The organism is Candidatus Symbiobacter mobilis CR (genome assembly GCF_000477435.1).
GTDB lineage: Bacteria > Pseudomonadota > Gammaproteobacteria > Burkholderiales > Burkholderiaceae_C > Rhodoferax > Rhodoferax mobilis.
Genome location: NC_022576.1, coordinates 1,873,041 through 1,890,739 on the forward strand (window position 1 = coordinate 1,873,041; position 17,699 = coordinate 1,890,739).

Here is a 17,699-nt window from a genome sequence, read left to right on the forward strand (position 1 = left end):
CCGGTTCGCTACGAAGGCAGGAACCGGCGACATAGACAACGACAACCCGTGCAGAGCCATCGTAAAAAGGAAGAAGACGAACTACGTCGGAGCGAACCGAATGCCGACCCCAGATAGACCGACGGGGGTATGACGGGGATATCTATCGGCCAACTCAGCCATCGTCCATACCCATCGCCACCGGTACACGGCCTGTGGCGTGGGAGCGGCATTATTTGCGCAAGCCCAGCTTGGCGATCAGCGCGGAATAGCGCTCGGGGCTGCGACCCTTGAGGTAGTCCAGCAGCTTGCGCCGACGGCTGACCATCTGCAGCAGCCCGCGACGGCCATGGTGATCTTTGGTGTGGGTTTTGAAGTGGGGGGTAAGCTCGTTGATGCGGGCGGTCAGCAATGCGACCTGCACTTCGGGGCTGCCCGTATCACGCTCGTGGCGTGCGTTGTCCTGAACGACGGCGGCTTTGACGTTGGATGCAATCATGGTGTATTTCTTGGTAATGGACATGCGCAGGGCGCCCAAAAATGCACCCTGCGTGAACCCCGTACCTGCCTAGCGCATGCACGGAACCGACGAGTGTACCTAGCAGCATCAACCCACGCTGTCGGCCAATTCGAAGATTGGCAGATACATCAGGGCGACGATGCCGCCGATGAGCACGCCGATCCCGACCATCAACAGGGGTTCGAGCAAGCGCACGGCGCGGTCGAGCGTGCGTTCGAGGTCGGTATCCAGAAAATCTGCGGAACGTTCGAGCATCTCCCCCATCTGCCCCGAGCGTTCTCCCACCGCAAGCAGCCGTTCGCTGACGACGGTCGTGAACCCTCCCTGTTGCAGGGCGACCGAGATCGGCAGCCCCTCGCGCACGCTCTCCGTGGCATGAAGGATACGTGCGCGATCACGCATCGGCACCATTCCTGTCACCATGTCCAACGCAGACACTGCGGGAATGCCCGCACGCAAAAGCATCCCCAGCGAACGGTACAAGCGGATCAGAGCAAAGTGGCGCAGTGCCTCCCCTAGCCAGGGGATATGCCGGGCCAGGCTCCCGACTTGGCTGCGCAATGCAGGGTGCAAGGCCAACGCGGCAACCACGCCAGCCAATGTTCCCAGCATCGCCAACGCACCGCCGGGGTGCGCGTCGATCCACAGCCCCATCCGGATGACAAATGCCGACATGGCAGGCATGTCGGCGATACGGTCTTCAAAAACGACGCTGAACCGGGGAACGACGTAGCCCAGGAGAAAGGCGACGACGAGCAAACCCAGCGTCAGCAACAGAGTGGGATAGATCAGCGCGCCGCCCAGTCTGCTACGCAAGGCTTGCAAACGGGTTTCGTGCGCCACGAAACGCTGCAAGGCGAGCAAAACATCCCCCGTTTGCTCGCTGGCCTCGATGGCCGTGTGCAACAAAGGGGGGAAGATGTCCGGCATCGACGCCAGCGCCTGCGAGAAAGGCAGCCCCGCTCGCAGTTGCTGCTGGAGCCGAACCAGGGCATCCCGGTGCCCGGGGTGATTTTCCTTGTGGGCCAACGTATCGACGGCCTCGATGAGCTGCAACCCCGCTCCAAGCAGGGAGACGAGTTGCTGGCAGAACACCAGCAAAGGGAACCGCTGCGAACGCGAGGAAGGACGCCGATCTTGCTGGCAGGACAACAACGTCTGCCCGCGCTGGCGCAGTTCCGCGCGCAACGCTTCCACACCGATGCCGCAGCGCTCGATCGTCAGTACCCCTTGCTCGGGGCAGTACACCTTCGCCCGCAGCACCCCGTCAGGCCCCGGGGCCTGGCTCATGGCACGATGTCGGCAGCTTCCCCTTCCCCACCCGGGGCGCCATCCTTGCCGAGGGAAAACACGTCGAAGTCTCCGTTCTGCCCAGGCGTGCGATACAGATAAGGATGGCCCCAGGGATCAGGCGGCGGGGCTTTTTTGAGGTACGGCCCCTGCCAGCGCGGTTCCGCTGCTGGGCGCACGAACAGGGCATCTAACCCCTGTTCATTGGTGGGGAAACGGCCTACGTCCAGACGGTACTGCTCGATCGCTTTGGTAAAGGCATCGATTTGGGCACGTGCCGCTTGCACCTCCGATTTGCCAATCTGACCAAAGTACCTCGGCCCCACATAGCCGACCAGCAGACCGATGATGACCATCACCACAAGCAATTCGAGCAAGGTGAAACCGGGGGTGGGACGGCGTGCAGAGAGCATAGAGGAAGCATCTGGGGGGAAGAAGAACCAGGAGACAGGGGCTGTACGCCGAGGGCCGACCGCGCAACCCATGCCGCAAAACCGTTGCGCTATAGTCATGTTGCTTCATATTGTTATAAGCACTGTACTTGTGCGCCATGGCAGCGCAGGCAGCGAGGCATCCTACCAAATCGATCAGGGGGGCATCTTGAAAAGCAATGACTTTCTCCATTCGCAGTCGGCACGCCGTAGCGCGCTGGCCTTGGCCTGTGCGGCCGTCGTGGCGGGGTTTTCGGGGTGTGGCGGCGGGGACGAACCACTCGGGCCCGTCACATTGGATATCGTCAATGCTGGCAATAGCCCCTTTGTGGGCGTGACGGTCACGGCCACCTGCGCCAACGGCGCGGCGGCGTCCGCGACGGTCGGGACTGTGTATGCGCCCGGCAGCGGAAGGCTATTCCTGCCCGAGTCATGCCAGCTCCCCGTCGTCGTCCGTGCGACCAGCGACGGAAAAATGCGCCCCATTGGCGCCAATACCGATGGCAGTGGCGACGTACCGTATCGTGTGGGCGTACATCTGCCCATTTCCGCCATGTTCGATACCGTGCATGGCCCAAGCATGACCATCACGCTGAACCCGGTGTCCACCCTGGTGCAGGCTATATCAACCCGTACCGGGCGCACCGTAGCGGAATCGCAGCGCTTTGTCGAAACAGCGCTAGGGCTGCCTGCGGGCGATGCGGGGCACGACTTGTCCGACCCCGATGTGGCCGAAGCCAGCGCACGCCTGGCGTGGGTGTCTGCGCTGGCTGCGCAGCAACTCGTCACGAACGCCACCAATTTGCAGGGGAAGACGATAGGGCAATTCCTCGTCGATGCCCTTACCAATTCCATGACAACCCCGCAAGGTACCCCTGCACTCCGCACTGCGGAGCAGGTTGCCCAGGCATTGCAGTCCCCGGTTACGGGTCTCCAAAATCTGGCCCTCCATGCCGATGTCCCAGTAATCCAGAACGCATCCGTGCGGCTGTACAACTTGCTTGTCCAAACCTTCAATCTGGATGGACACACCACGGATGCGGACGTGCCAGCCTCGCTGAACGAGGCCAGCAACGAGCTATTCATGCAGTGGGATACGAATGCGCTGGCGCAGCAGTACACGTATCTGGTGAGCAAGATGCAAGCCAAGACGGCTTTTGTCGCGGCAGTGCTGAGCAACCCCTCTTCCATGGCGACGGCGGACGCCCAGCGCATCGATACCGAAACCGCGATGAGTAATCTGCTCCCCAGTGGCACTGCGGTGCGCGTGACAACGACGGTACCCACTTCGACAACCACTACCACTGGCGCAGCGACAACTACCACCGGAGCCACCACCACTACCACTGGCGCAACGACAACCACCACCGGGGCAGCTACCACTACCACTGCCGCAACGACAACTACCACCGGAGCTACCACCACTACTACTGGCGCAGCGACAACCACCACCGGAGCCACTACCACTACCACTGGCGCAACGACCACCACTACCGGGTCGACTACTACGACAACGCAACTCCCCGCATCCGTGGTGTGCAAGGTGAGCTATTCGAGCATGGTGGGTTATATGACTGGTGTGCCCAACGCAGCAACCTGCAGTCCCACCAAGGTGAACATCGACGGAAAGCCTTCGGAAGCGGTTGTTACTGTCGAGACTGCCGTTCCTGCTGGTGCAATGCAGGTAAATTTTGCGACGGCGGCCCTTTGTGGTCCCTTTACTGGCCCGCCCGATCTGTCCGGCAAATTGGTCGTTTGCCGGGTAGAGTAGTCCACGCATTGCGAGATACCTACAGGGGGCGGTCTGTGCCCCCTGTTCGGTGCATGCAATCAGGCCGGGGTTCCGGCCTTTTTTGTTCCCTATCGTGCGCTACCTGCTGCTGATTTGGTGCTCTGTCTGGGCGTTGGCTGTCCACGCCGGCACCATCTCCTATGCCGTCGACTTTCTCCCTACCGGTTTCTCCGTCCGCAATACTGGCTCCCAACCCGCCTACGCTCTCACGGCGTGGACCTTGGACGCAACAGGTTGGTGGAAGCAGGGGCGCGTTGTCGAAGGGGACCCAGCAACGTTGTCGCCTGGCGCAGAAGTACGGTGGTCGCGGCCCCCCCTCCCACCCGGCATCGCCACGGCCATCCACCAAGCCGATCCCCTGTTGCTGGTGTTTTTCGACGCAGCGGGCAGCCGTTTTGCGCAAGTGGCGTGGCGTGTTCCGCCAGGCGCGATGGCATCGCCCTTGCCCCCCTTGCCCGTAAAGCGCGAGGGTTCCGCGCTGGTAATCGACGTGCCAGCACAGGCTGCCGGTGTGGTCGCGACGTCGGCGATACGCCTCGCAGACCCTGGGGTCGTGCGACTGACTCGCCCTTTTGCGGGACACACTCCGCCCCCCTACCCCGCACGCCACGTCTGGAAAACCGGTGCTGCGATGCGTTTCGATACGGGGCAAGGGCTGCGCGGCGCATGGCTGGTGCATGAGCTGGCTTCCGGGGAACTGCGCGTGCAGATCGTCCCCGATGCACGAACCACAGGCTCGGAGCAACGTACCCGATGGCTGGAGTGGGCGCGTTCGGCGTTCGGATGGATCGCTGCGGCTTGTGCTGTGGTGGGTGCGCTGGGGATGGTTTGGGGCACCGTGACCTTGCGGCGCAACCCGGTCTGACCCATGGCTTGGGGAACATGGAACCCACGCCAGGCGCTGGCCATCGACTGCGCCGTCGCAGTCCTAGGCGCCCTGGCAGTGGCGTCGGTGCTGGGCATCGAATTTCTGCTTTGCGGCAATCTCCCCACTGGGGGGGACACCGCTTCGCATCTGTTGTACGTCTGGACGTTCGTCCACGAACTGCTCCCCCGTGGGTACCTCACGGCGTGGATGCCGGAGGTGTTCGGAGGCTTTCCCTTCCTCTCCTACTACTTTCCCTTGCCGTTCGTGGCCATAGCCGGGCTGGCTGCGGTGCTGCCGTTCGCGCAAGCCATGAAACTGGGAATGTTCGCTGCGGCGATGGCCTTGCCCGCCGCAGCATGGTGGGGCAGCGTGCGGTTGCTGGGAATGCCCCGGCGCGTTGCAATCTGGGGGGTGTTGGGCATCCTGCCTTTTCTGTGGCAGGAGCAGCATTCGATTTGGGGCGGCAATCTGCTGTCCACCCTCGCTGGCGAATTTGCCTACGGTTACGGTGCCTTGTTTGCGGTGCTCACACTATGCGCATGGCAGCGCGCCATAGCGACAGAACGGCACTGGTGGCTGGTGGCTGCGGTGCTCGAAGTCGCCACAGGCGCCTCGCACGGCTTTGCGCTGCTGGTGACGGGGTTTGCGACGACGGCATACCTGTTCGATGCCCCCCGGTTCCTGCGCAATTTGCGCCTGCTCGTGCTGGGGCATGGGCTTGCATTCCTGCTGCTTGGCGGGTGGTTGTGGCCGATGATGGAAATGCACGCCCTGACAGTACCCAACGATGCGTTTTTCGAGGTGCGCCAGTGGCGGGAATTGTTGCCAGCAGGCATGGAGCCTGTCGTCGGAGGAGGGCTGTTTGCCGCAATGGTGCTGCTGGCCTCGGCGCTATTGCCCGGCGCAGGGCACAGGTTTGCGCAGTCGGGAACGGATGCGCTCCGGCACGTGGCCTTTTTTGCTGTATCAACCATGCTCGCTGCGGTGGGCTTTCTGGCAGCAGGATTGGTGGGGCTGGCCAACATCCGTTTTTTTCCTTTCGTATGGTTGCTGGGTGGCTTGGCTTGCGGGTGGCTATGGGGGTATGCCTGTATGCACGTGGCGCAAGCGCTGCCCGCTGCAATACGGTGGGGATGGCATGTGCTGGGCCTTGCCGCAGCAGTGGCGTTCATCGGGCACGTGGCTGTCGGCATCGCCGTCGCCCCGGACTGGGGGTTGTGGAACCACAGCGGGCTGGAAGCCAAGCCGCAGTGGAACCGCTTGTCAACCCTGTTCCCGGCGATGTCCGGCCCCCCAGATGGCCCCCGGCTGCTGTTCGAGCACGACCCCGCCAACCACGATCTAGGCTCGACCCGCGTGCTCGAAGCGCTGCCGATGTTCTTGGGCGGGCGCCCGGTGCTCGAAGGGCTGTACATGGAATCTGCCCTGCTAGGCCCGGCGATCTACCAGCTCCAGAGCGAGGTATCCCGGCATCCTTCGTCCCCGTTGGCACGCTTTCCCAGCGCAAGCATGGATCTGGAATTGGCAGCCGAACACATGCGGTTCCTGTACGCCAACGATGTGCTCGTCCGGCATCCCGAGACTGTCTCTGCCTTTGCGGCCAGCCCCCTGTTCACTCCGGTGACCAGCGCTGCCCCTTTCCATGTCTTTCGGGTGCGTGACTTCCATACCCATCTCGTCGATCTGGTCGATCATGGTGACCAGGTATTGCGTTGGGAAAGCCGACGCCGATGGATGGAAAACGCCTTCGCGTGGTTCCGTTCACGCAGCCGGTTTGCGCGGGAATTGCCGGTGTTCCACGACGGTGTTCCCCCCACTCTTGCCACCGCTGCACCCGATGCACGGATACACGATATCCGGCTCGACAGGCACCGCATCGCGTGGAAGACCCATGCCGTCGGCAGTGCGCACCTGCTGCGGGTGGCGTGGCATCCGCGTTGGCAACTGGCTACCCGGGGGGAACTGTTCCTCGCCGGGCCGGGCCTGATGCTCGTCGTCCCACAGGAAGCGAGCGTAGTCCTCGAATACGGACACACCCCCATCGGCATCGCGGGCATGGTAGGCACCGCGCTAGGGCTGGCGGGGTTGGCATGGGCAATCTTCGCGCAGCGGCGCCAGCGTGTGCAGCACGCACCCCAGCCCTGCCTAGCGCCCAGTGGCTACTGGCCGCGTGGGTGGGTGGCAATGTTGTGGCCCTTGCTCCTCGTCGTACTGGGGGTGACGCTGCACGTCCACAACCCCGAGCGCCTCTACGCCAAGGCATGGGTCGCGATGCGCGCCCAACAGTTTCAGCAGGCAGCCGATGTGTTTGACAAAGCCTTTGCCCTGCGCCGAGGGGATGCCAAGCAGGAGGAAGCGCTGTTCTGGGCAGCCAAGGCTGCCGAACAGGCTGGGCTGCCTGCGCGTGCGATCAAGCGGTACCGCCTGCTGGTGCGGGACTTCCACGGATATTGGCTTCCGGAATCGCTCTACACCCTGTCCACCCTCGAAGCCCAGGCAGGGCGCACAGAGCAGGCTATCCCCTTGCGCCATCGGCTGCGGCAGGAATATCCGCACAACCGCTGGACACAGCGGATGGAGCAGGAGCTAGGACAGTGAGGGCAGTGATCGGATGGTGTGGCCGCCGCGCCCCATGGATCCAGCAGTTCGTGCGCTATGGTCTCGTTGGGGTCGGCGCGCTGGGGGTGGATGTAGGCGCCTTCACGCTGGCTCGGTATGGGGGGGCCGATCTCGTCACGGCCAATGTGCTGGGGCGGTTGCTGGGCGCGCTCGCTGCTTTTGCGGCGAACTATGCATGGACATTCGCGCTGCATGCCCATCGTGCCCCCATGCTGCGCTGCGGTGGGCGGTACGTCGTGTTGTGGGGGGCAGCCACGGTGCTCTCCACCTTGCTGCTGCACGCGCTGCTGGCCCTCGGCGTGCAGGAAACGGTGGGAAAGGTACTGGTCGAAGCGGCGATGCCGATACTCAACTTCGTCGCGGCGCGGTACTGGGTATTCCGTCAGCAGGGGATGCCGCCCGAGGGCACTGCTGGCCGCATCGCGTAGGCGCTCCCCATCACGGCCATGACTTTGCACAGGCGCACTGAATCAGAAAAGTCATGGCCATTCCCTCACCCCCCAGCCCCTATCCCGCTGGGCGCTTGGTGTGCATTGCGGCCTGGTCGAAAGCCGTAGCTCGATTCCGAAAAGGTCGGGTCGAATATCGGCGTGAGCACCTGGGCGATGGCCTGTTGGATCACCCGATCCATGATGGTGGGGATGCCCAGCAGGCGTTTGCCGCCACCATGCTTGGGTATTTCTACCCTGCGCACGGCCTGCGGCTGGTATCGCCCTTCTCGGATTTGCTGCCGCACGGCTGGCCAGTGTGCGCGTGCATGGGTGGGAAAGTCTTCCATGGTCACGCCGTCATCCATTCCCACCGCACGCGGTGCAGATCTCCCCAGGTAAGAACGCAAACTTGCTGTGCATAAACGCCGCATTTACCCTAAGCGCCAAACCGATGGGCTTTGCTGTCCTGTGCCAGCTCGCCTCGGCACTCTGGGCCTTCTATGCGGTTTCTGTTCGTCGTCTCGCACTTTTGCACTCGGGCTTCCTCCAGACTACTTCTCGCGAAATAGCCCTTGCCGTCGGCTAGTGATTACTATTGCTCACGTTGAGTCCAATTCGGTTCTCCCACAGGGGACTTCCACCCCATCAGTTCGCGCCCATGCTGGGCGCACACTTGGCAGTCAACCGGACCTGCGCAAAAAGCCGCGCAGGCCGCTCACTTCTACGTTAGGCATCCACAGTGGTTACGCCGTTGATGAAATTAGTCTCTATTATTTCAATATAATTTGATGGAAGCAGTAGTTTATCTTGAGTCGTCAGTAATAAGCTATTTGACAGCTAGACCAAACAGGGATGTTATTATTTCTGGAAGGCAAGCCATTACCATTGATTGGTGGGAAAATCAGCGACAAAGATTTGCGCTTCGCATATCTGTTTTGGTCGAAGAAGAAATTAGTCGAGGCGATTACAAAGCCGCACAGCTTCGCCTTGAAGCTGTTGCTAACATTCCGAGCCTCACTATTTCGAGTGAAGCTGCGAGGATTTCCGAATTGCTGTTGACTAGAGGAGCCATTCCGAAAGGTAGCGAAGAAGATGCTTTGCATATCGGTATAGCCGCTGCTCAGGGTGTCGACTTTTTACTTACTTGGAACTTCAAACATATCAACAATGCAGAAACTAGAGAAGCCATTATTCAACTTGTAGAATCGTGTGGTTATAAATGTCCACAACTATGTTCACCTGAAGAATTAGGAGGAATGTCGGATGATTAATGATCCAATTGTTAAAGAAGTTCGTTTATACCGGCAAGAACATGCAGCGCGATATGGAAACGATTTAAATCGAATTATCGAGGCATTTAGAAAAAAGGAACAAGAGTCAGGTCGTGTTTATTTAAACCCTGGTCCTAAGCTACTTCAAAAACAAACGACGTAGCAAGAAGTTCTGGCCTAATCGGGTAGGCAACGGCTTCTAACCGTCGCCCCCCACACCACCCACCGTGCGGGTCCGCAGTGGGCGGTTCAACAAGTCGGCTCGCTCGACAAAGTCTTTCGCTTCCTACCCATGTACCCCTGTGCCTTGCACCACAGGTCTTTCACACTCAGCAAACCTTGCTCCTGTAACCACACGTTGGATAGGGCCTGATTGATAACCGGGGTTCTGGACATCTGCCAATAGCTTTTGCTGCTGACTCCGTGCTGAATTGCCGACTTCAGGCTTACGCCCAATGCCAACAGGTTCTTGATCTTCGTGCGCCGCCAGCGCCACTGTTTCCAGTAGCACATTCGGATGCGCCTTCTGATCCACTCGTCCAGTTCGGGTACCGGGCGGTAATACTGGCTGATGCCAAAGTAGCCCGTCCACCCCCGCAAGTATTGCCCCAGTTTCTTCAGCCGGTATTCCATGGAAACGCCCCAGTTTCGCGCAGTCAGCTTCTTGATGCGGTGCTTGAAATCCGCCAGGGCCTTATCAGTCCAGCGTACTTTCTTGCCCTGGATCGTGAAGCCCAGAAAGGCGCTTTCGCTCATCGGTGCCACCTTGCTTTTGGCCAGCACCCCGGCGCGCAGGTAGCGCCCAAATTTGCTGTCGCACGGCTGGCCAGTGTGCGCGTGCATGGGTGGGGAAGCCTTCCATGGTCACGCCGTCATCCATTCGCACCGCACGCGGTGCAGATATCCCCAGGTAAGAACGCAAACTTTCTGTGCGCAAACGCCGCATTTACCCTAAGCGCCAAACCGATGGGCTTTGCTGTCCTGTGCCAGCTCGCCTCGGCACTCTGGGCCTTCTATGCGGTTTCTGTTCGTCGTCTCGCACCTTTGCACTCAGGCTTCCTCCAGACTACTTCTCGCGAAGTAACCCTTGCCGTCGGCTAGTGGTTAAGATTGCTCACGGTGAGTCCAATTCGGTTCTCCCACAGGGGACTTCCACCCCATCAGTTCGCGCCCATGCTGGGCGCACACCTTGCAGTCAAGCGGGATGCCGCGCTTACGCGCGTCGCCCCTTACTGTTGACGGTTATCTTATAAACGTTGCTTATCTTAAACGTTCGGAGGGAAAAGAAAATGAAGATCAAAGTTTTAATAGTCCTCATCGCGCTATGCATTTGTACACCTGCATTCTCCAATCCATACACGTATCGAGTGATTGAAAAACAAGACATATCGTATGGAGCAACCAAACGAATGGTCTACAGAATCTACCTCAATACTCAAACTAATCCTGATCAAACTCAAATGAAAGAAACTGCCCAGCAGATTTGGAAGGACGGCAACCAGAAATGGAAGGAATTCACAGTGTTCATGATCTTTGGAGAAATCAAGAACTTCAACTCTGGAGCCTACGGTATTGCCGAATTTACACCTTCAGGCATGAGCAGTTTTCGTATCAACGATGTTCCTCTGCAAATGCTGGAGCTTGAAAAAAAGAAATAAAATAATCCGAACCAGTAGTTGGAGCCTACCAGAAAACGCCCGTCCAGTCAGGCAACGTTTATGTGCCGGGCGGCTCATCCATAACGTTAAATAATAAAAAAACACAAATGAGGAAAAAATGAAAAAAGCAGTTATGTCGATTATTTTCATATTTGTTTTTACACCTACGGTTTTTGGTATGAGTGCGACAACCGTAGAAAATGGATGTGCCTGTTTGTCTGAAACATGGCTTAATGATATGACGCAGTTTGTCATATCAAAAGATATGAAAAGTTTTGAAGCATATGTTAAAACAAACAAATGCATCATCCTGAAAAGTGGATTAAAGGTAACAGTTACGAAATCTCCCGGAATGTTTGGCGGTAAGGTTGAGTTTGTGTATAATGGGATCAAATTCTGGGCAACAAGAGAATCTCTTACAAACTACAGCGCGGAATAACAATCAGCTAAATCGGGTAGGCAACGGCTTCTAACCGTCGCCCCCCACACCACCCACCGTGCGGGTCCGCAGTGGGCGGTTCAACAAGTCGGCTCGCTCGACGATGTATTTCGCTTCATAACCAAGTAACCCTGTGCCTTGCACCACAGGTCTTTCACACTCAGCAAACCTTGCTCCTCTAGCCACGCATTGGATATCACCTGATTGATTACCGGGGTTCTGGACATCGGCTAATAGCTGTTGCTGCTGACTCCGTGCTGAATCGCCGACTTCAGGCTTACGCCCAATGCCAGTAAGTTCTTGATCTTCGTGCGCGGCCAGCGCCACTGTTTCCAGTAGCACATTCGGATACGCCTTCTGATCCACTCGTCCAGTTCGGGTACCGGGCGGTAATACTAGCTGATGCCAAAGTACGCCGTCCACCCCCGCAAGTATTGCCCCAGTTTCTTTAGCCGGTATTCCATGGAAACGCCCCAGTTTCGCGCCGTCAGCTTCTTGATGCGGTGCTTGAAATCCGCCAGGGCTTTATCAGTCCAGCGTACTTTCTTGCCCTGGATCGTGAAGCCCAAAAAGGCGCATTCGCTCATCGGTGCCACTTTGCTTTTGACCAGCGCCCCGGTGCGCAGGTAGCGCCCAAATTTGCTGTCGCACGGCTGGCCAGTGTGCGCGTGCATGGGTGGGGAAGCCGTCCATGGTCACGCCGTCATCCATTCGCACCGCACGCGGTGCAGATATCCCCAGGTAACCCATCTCTTCACACCAGCCCGTTGCGGATGGCGTAGACAGTCAGCTCGGAATTGTTCGTCAGCTTGAGTTTTTCGAGCACCCTGGCGCGGTACACACTCACAGTCTTCGGGCTGAGCATCAGCTCCTCGGCAATGTCTGCGAGGCGTTTGCCGCTGGCGATTTTGCACAGTGTTTGCAATTCGCGCTCCGATAGGCTGTCGTGCAGGCTTTCACTGGCCGGGGCGTGGAGGTGATCGACAAGCATCTGCGCCACCGCTGGCGTGACGTACTTGCGGCCTTGCGCAACGGTGCGCACGGCAGTGATCAGTTCGGCAGGATCCCCCGCCTTGTTCAGGTAGCCATGCGCACCCGCCTTGAGGCACCGCAGCGCGTACTGGTCTTCCGGATACATCGACACGATGAGGACACGCACCGGGGATTCGGCATCGCGCAGGCTGGCCAGCACCTCGATACCGTCGCGGCCGGGCATATTGATGTCGAGCACCAGCACGTCGCAATCCACCGTGCGCAACGCACTGCGCACTTCTGCGTAACTCCCCGCTTCCGCAGTGACCTGGATGTCCACCGCTTCCTTGAGGGTGTCGCGGATCCCCCGGCGAACCATCGCATGGTCATCGCACAAAACGACACGGATCATCCTGGATTCCTCAGTGGGACGCGCCCGAGTGGGCTGCTGGCATCTAGGATCATCGCTGCGTACTCCGAAATGCTGCGCGCTATGGGCTAGGAAAGGGAAGCACTCAGGGGAATGCTCAGGGTGATCGACGTTCCCACACCGGGCTGCGAACTGATGTCCACCCAACCCTCGACGGTCTTGGCCCGTTCGACCATCCCACGCAGCCCGAAAGAACGCTGCTTCTCCCGATCCTGCGGAGTCAGGCCGATACCGTCGTCGCGCACTTCCAGCGTCAACATCCCCCCGCTATCGGAAAGCTCGATCTGCACGCGGGAGCACTGGGCGTGCTTGGCGATGTTCGTCAAAGCCTCCTGGGCGGTGCGGTACGCGACGAGTAGCACCTCTTTCGGAAGCCCTTCCGGCTCGTGCGGAATGGCGACATGGGTGTCGATGCCCGTGCGGCGCGAAAAACTGTCGGCCAGCCATGTGATCGCCGCGCTCAGCCCCTGGTCGAGGATGGCCGGGCGCAGGTTGCGCATGATCCGCTGGCTGGCTTCGATGGCCTGCTGGAGCATCTCAGTCGCAGTCCCGATGTGTTCCTGCGCATCGGCAGCAGGGCAGTGGCGCTGTAGCCAAAACAGATCGAAGCGAATCGCGGCCAGCGCGCCACCGATGTCGTCGTGAATCTCTCGCGCTATCGCTGCACGTTCCTGCTCGATGATGTGTTGCAGATGCTCCGCAAACCCTGCAAGGCGCTCGCGGGACTGCGCAAGTTCCCGGTCTGCCAACTCCTTGGCGATGCGCGTCTGGTGCAGCTCGATCGCACGGTCGATGACGTGGTACAGCCGACCCAGGTCATCCTTGGAAAGGTAATCGCTGATGCCGGTCTGGATCGCCGCGACAGCGGCAGCCTCGCCAATCGCGCCCGAGAGCAGGATGAAGGGCACGGTCGAACCCGTAGCGTGCATGCGCTGCCAAGCATCGAGCGCCGTAAAGCCTGCCAGGCGGTAGTCTGCAAGAATGGCGTCGAAGCGTGCTCCATCCAGCGCCGCGTCGAAATCGGCGAGGGTTTCCACCCGGTCAATATGGATCGCCCGACCACTCTTGGCCAGCTCCCTGCGGACGAGGGCGTGGTCAATGGCGGAATCTTCCAGGTGCAGCAGATGCCAAGCATCGGCGGGGTCGATATCGGTAGGCATGTCCCGTGCTGGGGCGTCCGCAGGGCGGCGTGGAAGAGCAAAAAGTTTGGCGCTATGATTGTCCGCAGGCGCCGGGGTCGTCCCCGGCGCACGCATTTTCATTTTGCCCCATCCTGTCCGGAGTGCTTTTTGTTTATGGCATTTGGAGACGGCTTGTCCTCGCCGCCAACGGTGGAGTTGCCGGTCATGTTGGTGGCCGAAGTGCAGGACTCCCTTCTCGTGGTGGTTCACGATCTGGAGCGCCTGGACGGGTTGCTGACCCATGCCATGGAAAACCTCATGGAGCGCTTTACCAATGCAAGCGCCGATTTGGCAGGGCCCACGCTGATGCATTTGGCAGAACTTGATGGCGTGCGTTCCGCGCTGCGTACAGCGGTGACGGAACTCCAGTTTCAGGACATGGCTACCCAGTTGATTGGTCATACGTCGCGCATCCTGCAAGGTTGCGCGTACCGGCTCGCAGCAGAGGCCATGGATGCGGAAGACGGCGAAGCGGTTCCCTTCGTCGAGGAAGTGCCCGAGCGACCCAACCCCGTGACCCAGGATGAAATGGAAGCGGGGTCGATCGAACTCTTTTGAGTCCGGACTGGGTCAGGGAGTGCGGAAATGGATTATTTTGGTTACTTTGGGTATTGCGGTATGCATACGGTTTGGAAATTTTGTTTGTCGGAGTGTTGATTCATGTCTCTCATACTTGCTGTCGATGATTCACCGTCCATGCGCAAGATGGTGACATTCACGCTTGCCGGTGCGGGCCATCAGGTAGTGGAGGCCGTCGACGGCATTGATGCCTACGAGAAGGCGCAAACGCAGCCGTTCGACCTGGTACTGACTGACCAGAACATGCCGCGCCTTGATGGGCTGGGGTTGACACGCAAACTGCGCGAACATCCCCAGTTCAAGAATATCCCTATCCTTATGTTGACGACCGAATCCAGCGACCTGATGAAACAAGCAGGTCGCGCTGCAGGAGCTACCGGGTGGCTAGTCAAGCCTTTCGACCCGGTTCGGTTGATCGAAGTCATCAAGAAAGTCACCAAATCCTGAGGCGTGCGCGATGGCGCGGCGCCCGCTCCTGCGGGCTGCGCCAGGTTACGAAACGGCACACAACCATTGCGGGGAGAAATTCATGGCAGAGGCACACGCAGAAGCGGGCGGATCAGGCAGCGACTTTGACCTGAGCCAGTTCTATCAAATTTTTTTCGAGGAAGCCGGAGAAAACCTCGACTTGATGGAACAAATGCTGCTCAACCTCAATTTGGAGACTGCGGACGATGAGGTGCTCAACGGCGTCTTCCGCTGCGCCCATTCGGTCAAGGGTGGTGCGGCGACCTTCGGTTTTTCGGATGTGGCAGAGCTGACCCACCAAATGGAATCGCTGCTCGATCGTCTTCGTCGGCACGAACTGCAAACCACTTCCGCGATGGTCGATGTGCTCCTCGAATCCGCCGATGCTTCGCGCAGCCTGCTTGCACGACACCAATCTGGCGGCATGGGGGTAGCCATCCCGACTCACGATCTGGTGCAACGTATCCGCGTGCTGGCCAGCGGCGAAGACGCTCCTGCGGCGCCTCCCCCACCACCCCCTCCCTCTCCTGTCCCTATGGCTGCTCCAGTTGCCGTCCCGACCCCTGCTGCCAAGGCCAAAAACGTGTCCCGGCAACTTGTGGTCACGATCAGCCGTCTGGCCCACGCCGATCTTGCTGACGCGATTGCCGAGCTGTTCCACGACATTCCCGGTTTGGGGCGCATCGAAGGCATCCCCTGTGATCGCCCGGATACCCGCATGTTCAAGATCGAAACGGCGTCGACAGACGACGATCTGCTCGACTTGTTTGCCTTCCATGTCTCCCGCGAGCAGGTGGCGATCGACGATCAGACCCCCGTTGCCGCGCCCTCTATTGCTGCCCCCGCCGAAGCCGCGCCTCCCGTGGCTGTCGTGCCGCAATCTGCGATGCCCGAGAACGCCAAACCGGCATCGGCCACTCCAGCAGATGAAGGGTACGGTTTCTTCGATGGCGCGCCAGGCGCCCCAGGTTCACAGGGTGCTGTGCGTCCCACCACCGACGCCGACTCGGCCCGCAGTCGAGCGGGAGCGGCCTCGGCGCGGCCTGCTCCACCTGCGATCCAACCCGAGGCTTCGACGATTCGCGTGGCGATCAGCAAAGTCGATCAGCTTATCAACCTCGTCGGCGAACTGGTCATCACGCAAGCCATGCTGGCGCAGTGCAGCCGCGCTCTCGACCCCGCAGTGCATCAGCAGATCTTGACCGGGTTGACCGACCTCGACCGCAATACCCGCGACTTGCAAGAATCGGTGATGTCGATCCGGATGATTCCGATGTCGATCGTGTTCAGCCGTTTCCCGCGCATGTTGCGCGACCTCGCCAGCAAACTTGGCAAAAAGGTCGATTTCGTAACCCAGGGGGAAGCCACCGAACTCGACAAGGGATTGGTCGAAAAAATCATCGACCCCCTCACCCATCTGGTACGCAACAGTTGCGACCACGGTATCGAAATGCCTGCAGACCGAGTGCAAGCCAAGAAGCCGGAGACAGGCACCATCACCCTATCCGCCGCCCACCAGGGTGGATCCATCGTCATCGAAGTGCGAGACGATGGGCGCGGCATGTCTCGGGAAAGAATTCTGGTCAAGGCAAGGGAACGCGGCATGGATGTTTCCGACCAGATGACTGACGCTGAGGTATGGCAACTCATCTTTGCGCCGGGTTTTTCCACTGCCGAGATCGTCACCGACGTATCTGGCCGGGGCGTGGGCATGGACGTCGTCAAGCGCAACATCACTGCGCTCAACGGCACCGTCGACATCGAATCATCTGAAGGCTATGGCACGCGCGTGTCCGTTCGTCTACCGTTGACGCTGGCAATCATGGACGGCATGTCTGTAGGCGTGGGTGACGAGGTCTACATCCTGCCACTGTCTTCGGTGGTCGAATCCTTTCAGGTGCAGCCCGGCGCGGTCAGCACTGTTGGGCAAGGTGCGCAGTTGGTCAAGGTGCGCGATGAATACATGCCGGTGATCGAGCTGGAAAAAGTCTTCCAGGTTCCCCGGTTCGAAATGGATCGATCCAGCGACATCATGGTCGTCATCGAGGCCGAAGGCAGCCGGGTCGTTCTCCTCGTCGACGAGTTGTTAGGACAACAACAGGTCGTCGTCAAGAACCTCGAAACCAACTACCGCAAGGTGCCCAACGTGTCGGGCGCGACGATCCTGGGCGATGGCAAAGTGGCGCTCATCCTGGATACCGCCGCGCTGGTGCGTCGTTCCCGCCACTAGAGTCATCGGAGAAGCAAGATGGGAGCTACGGAAAAGAGCAACGCCACTTCCGGCGCGCGGGAGTATCTGACCTTCCGGCTCGACCGCGAAGAGTACGGGATCGACATCCTCAAGGTACAGGAAATTCGCGGGTACGAATCGCCCACGAGGATTGCCAACGCCCCGCACTTCATCAAGGGGGTCGTCAACCTTCGGGGGACTATCGTCCCCATCGTCGACATGCGTCTGCGCTTTCAGTGTGAACAAGCCACGTACGACGCATTCACCGTGGTGATCGTCCTCAATCTGCACCAACGCATCGTCGGCATCGTTGTCGATTCGGTCAGCGACGTGATGGAAATTGCGCCCGAAAACATGCGCCCTGCCCCAGACGTGGAAAGCGTGATCGACAGCGACGCCGTCGTAGGTCTAGGCTCCATGGGGGAACGCATGCTCATCCTGCTCGACATCGAAAAACTGATGTCTGCGGACGATATGGGTCTCAATTCCGATTTGCTCTAACAGGGCACTGGCAGCAGGTGCCCCGGCGAATCGCGACGGC

General features: G+C 59.6%; 19 protein-coding genes and 1 pseudogene. 12 read left to right on the plus strand and 8 right to left on the minus strand.

Annotated elements, in window-relative coordinates; translation table 11 throughout:
* Positions 1-211: 211 nt before the first annotated feature.
* The 3 genes from rpsO to gspG all read right to left on the minus strand — a co-directional run bounded on the left by rpsO (position 212) and on the right by gspG (position 2,202).
* On the minus strand, positions 212-478 hold the full coding sequence (gene rpsO, locus CENROD_RS07715; RefSeq protein WP_022773921.1) for a 30S ribosomal protein S15: 267 nt from the start codon (positions 476-478) through the stop codon (positions 212-214).
* Between the two features lie 108 nt (positions 479-586).
* Positions 587-1,789: a type II secretion system F family protein gene (locus CENROD_RS07720; protein WP_022773924.1), complete on the minus strand. Its 1,203-nt coding sequence runs from the start codon at positions 1,787-1,789 to the stop codon at positions 587-589.
* Positions 1,786-2,202, minus strand: coding sequence for a type II secretion system major pseudopilin GspG (gene gspG / locus CENROD_RS07725; protein ID WP_022773928.1), 417 nt, complete (start codon positions 2,200-2,202; stop codon positions 1,786-1,788). Before gspG ends, CENROD_RS07720 begins: the two co-directional genes overlap by 4 nt.
* 187 nt (positions 2,203-2,389) lie before the next feature.
* Here gspG and CENROD_RS13915 point away from each other — a divergent pair, with 187 nt between their 5' ends.
* The 4 genes from CENROD_RS13915 (at position 2,390) to CENROD_RS13110 (ending at position 7,927) form a co-directional block, all read left to right on the plus strand.
* The gene (locus CENROD_RS13915; RefSeq protein ID WP_187292286.1) at positions 2,390-3,991 is read left to right on the plus strand and encodes a hypothetical protein; all 1,602 of its coding nucleotides are present in this window, start codon (positions 2,390-2,392) and stop codon (positions 3,989-3,991) included.
* Between the two features lie 94 nt (positions 3,992-4,085).
* A complete protein-coding gene (locus tag CENROD_RS07735) occupies positions 4,086-4,877 on the plus strand; it encodes a hypothetical protein (RefSeq protein WP_022773936.1) in 792 nt (263 codons plus the stop codon).
* A 3-nt stretch (positions 4,878-4,880) separates the two neighbouring features.
* Positions 4,881-7,478, plus strand: a complete 2,598-nt coding sequence (locus tag CENROD_RS07740; protein WP_022773940.1) for a 6-pyruvoyl-tetrahydropterin synthase-related protein — start codon at positions 4,881-4,883, stop codon at positions 7,476-7,478.
* Positions 7,475-7,927 (plus strand): GtrA family protein, encoded by a 453-nt coding sequence (locus tag CENROD_RS13110; RefSeq protein WP_187292287.1) that lies wholly within the window; start codon positions 7,475-7,477, stop codon positions 7,925-7,927. The genes CENROD_RS07740 and CENROD_RS13110 overlap by 4 nt, the downstream gene beginning before the upstream one ends.
* Positions 7,928-7,992: 65 nt before the next feature.
* Here the strand turns inward: CENROD_RS13110 and CENROD_RS07750 are convergent, their stop codons facing one another.
* A complete protein-coding gene (locus CENROD_RS07750; RefSeq protein WP_338010385.1) occupies positions 7,993-8,277 on the minus strand; it encodes a reverse transcriptase domain-containing protein in 285 nt (94 codons plus the stop codon).
* Between the two features lie 441 nt (positions 8,278-8,718).
* On the opposite strand from CENROD_RS07750, the gene CENROD_RS13115 reads away from it, so the two are divergent.
* Entirely contained in the window at positions 8,719-9,201 is a 483-nt protein-coding gene (locus CENROD_RS13115; protein WP_022773956.1) for a type II toxin-antitoxin system VapC family toxin, read from the plus strand.
* Positions 9,194-9,364, plus strand: a complete 171-nt coding sequence (locus CENROD_RS13920) for a hypothetical protein (RefSeq protein WP_022773960.1) — start codon at positions 9,194-9,196, stop codon at positions 9,362-9,364. Before CENROD_RS13115 ends, CENROD_RS13920 begins: the two co-directional genes overlap by 8 nt.
* Positions 9,365-9,450: 86 nt before the next feature.
* Here the strand turns inward: CENROD_RS13920 and CENROD_RS07755 are convergent, their stop codons facing one another.
* On the minus strand, positions 9,451-10,044 hold the full coding sequence (locus tag CENROD_RS07755; RefSeq protein ID WP_022773964.1) for a group II intron maturase-specific domain-containing protein: 594 nt from the start codon (positions 10,042-10,044) through the stop codon (positions 9,451-9,453).
* A 446-nt stretch (positions 10,045-10,490) separates the two neighbouring features.
* Between CENROD_RS07755 and CENROD_RS07760 the strand changes: the two genes are divergently transcribed.
* Together CENROD_RS07760 and CENROD_RS14085 are read left to right on the plus strand one after the other, a co-directional pair.
* Positions 10,491-10,859: a hypothetical protein gene (locus CENROD_RS07760; protein ID WP_022773972.1), complete on the plus strand. Its 369-nt coding sequence runs from the start codon at positions 10,491-10,493 to the stop codon at positions 10,857-10,859.
* Between the two features lie 118 nt (positions 10,860-10,977).
* Entirely contained in the window at positions 10,978-11,298 is a 321-nt protein-coding gene (locus tag CENROD_RS14085; RefSeq protein WP_022773976.1) for a hypothetical protein, read from the plus strand.
* Between the two features lie 230 nt (positions 11,299-11,528).
* Here the strand turns inward: CENROD_RS14085 and CENROD_RS14535 are convergent.
* The 3 genes and pseudogenes from CENROD_RS14535 to CENROD_RS07775 form a co-directional block, all read right to left on the minus strand.
* Positions 11,529-11,972, minus strand: a pseudogene (locus tag CENROD_RS14535) (group II intron maturase-specific domain-containing protein).
* 80 nt (positions 11,973-12,052) lie between these two features.
* Positions 12,053-12,682, minus strand: a complete 630-nt coding sequence (locus CENROD_RS07770) for a response regulator (protein WP_022773985.1) — start codon at positions 12,680-12,682, stop codon at positions 12,053-12,055.
* 86 nt (positions 12,683-12,768) lie between these two features.
* Entirely contained in the window at positions 12,769-13,860 is a 1,092-nt protein-coding gene (locus CENROD_RS07775; protein WP_041193410.1) for a hybrid sensor histidine kinase/response regulator, read from the minus strand.
* Between the two features lie 135 nt (positions 13,861-13,995).
* Between CENROD_RS07775 and CENROD_RS07780 the strand changes: the two genes are divergently transcribed.
* From CENROD_RS07780 to CENROD_RS07795, 4 genes are all read left to right on the plus strand, one after another.
* Complete coding sequence (locus CENROD_RS07780; protein WP_041193411.1) at positions 13,996-14,439, plus strand: hypothetical protein; 444 nt, start codon at positions 13,996-13,998, stop codon at positions 14,437-14,439.
* A gap of 102 nt (positions 14,440-14,541) precedes the next feature.
* Positions 14,542-14,907 carry a response regulator gene (locus CENROD_RS07785; protein WP_022773997.1) on the plus strand — a complete coding sequence of 122 codons (366 nt, stop codon included), beginning with the start codon at positions 14,542-14,544 and terminating at the stop codon, positions 14,905-14,907.
* A gap of 82 nt (positions 14,908-14,989) precedes the next feature.
* Positions 14,990-17,158, plus strand: a complete 2,169-nt coding sequence (locus CENROD_RS07790) for a chemotaxis protein CheW (RefSeq protein ID WP_022774001.1) — start codon at positions 14,990-14,992, stop codon at positions 17,156-17,158.
* An 18-nt stretch (positions 17,159-17,176) separates the two neighbouring features.
* Complete coding sequence (locus CENROD_RS07795) at positions 17,177-17,659, plus strand: chemotaxis protein CheW (RefSeq protein ID WP_022774006.1); 483 nt, start codon at positions 17,177-17,179, stop codon at positions 17,657-17,659.
* Positions 17,660-17,699: the final 40 nt, after the last annotated feature.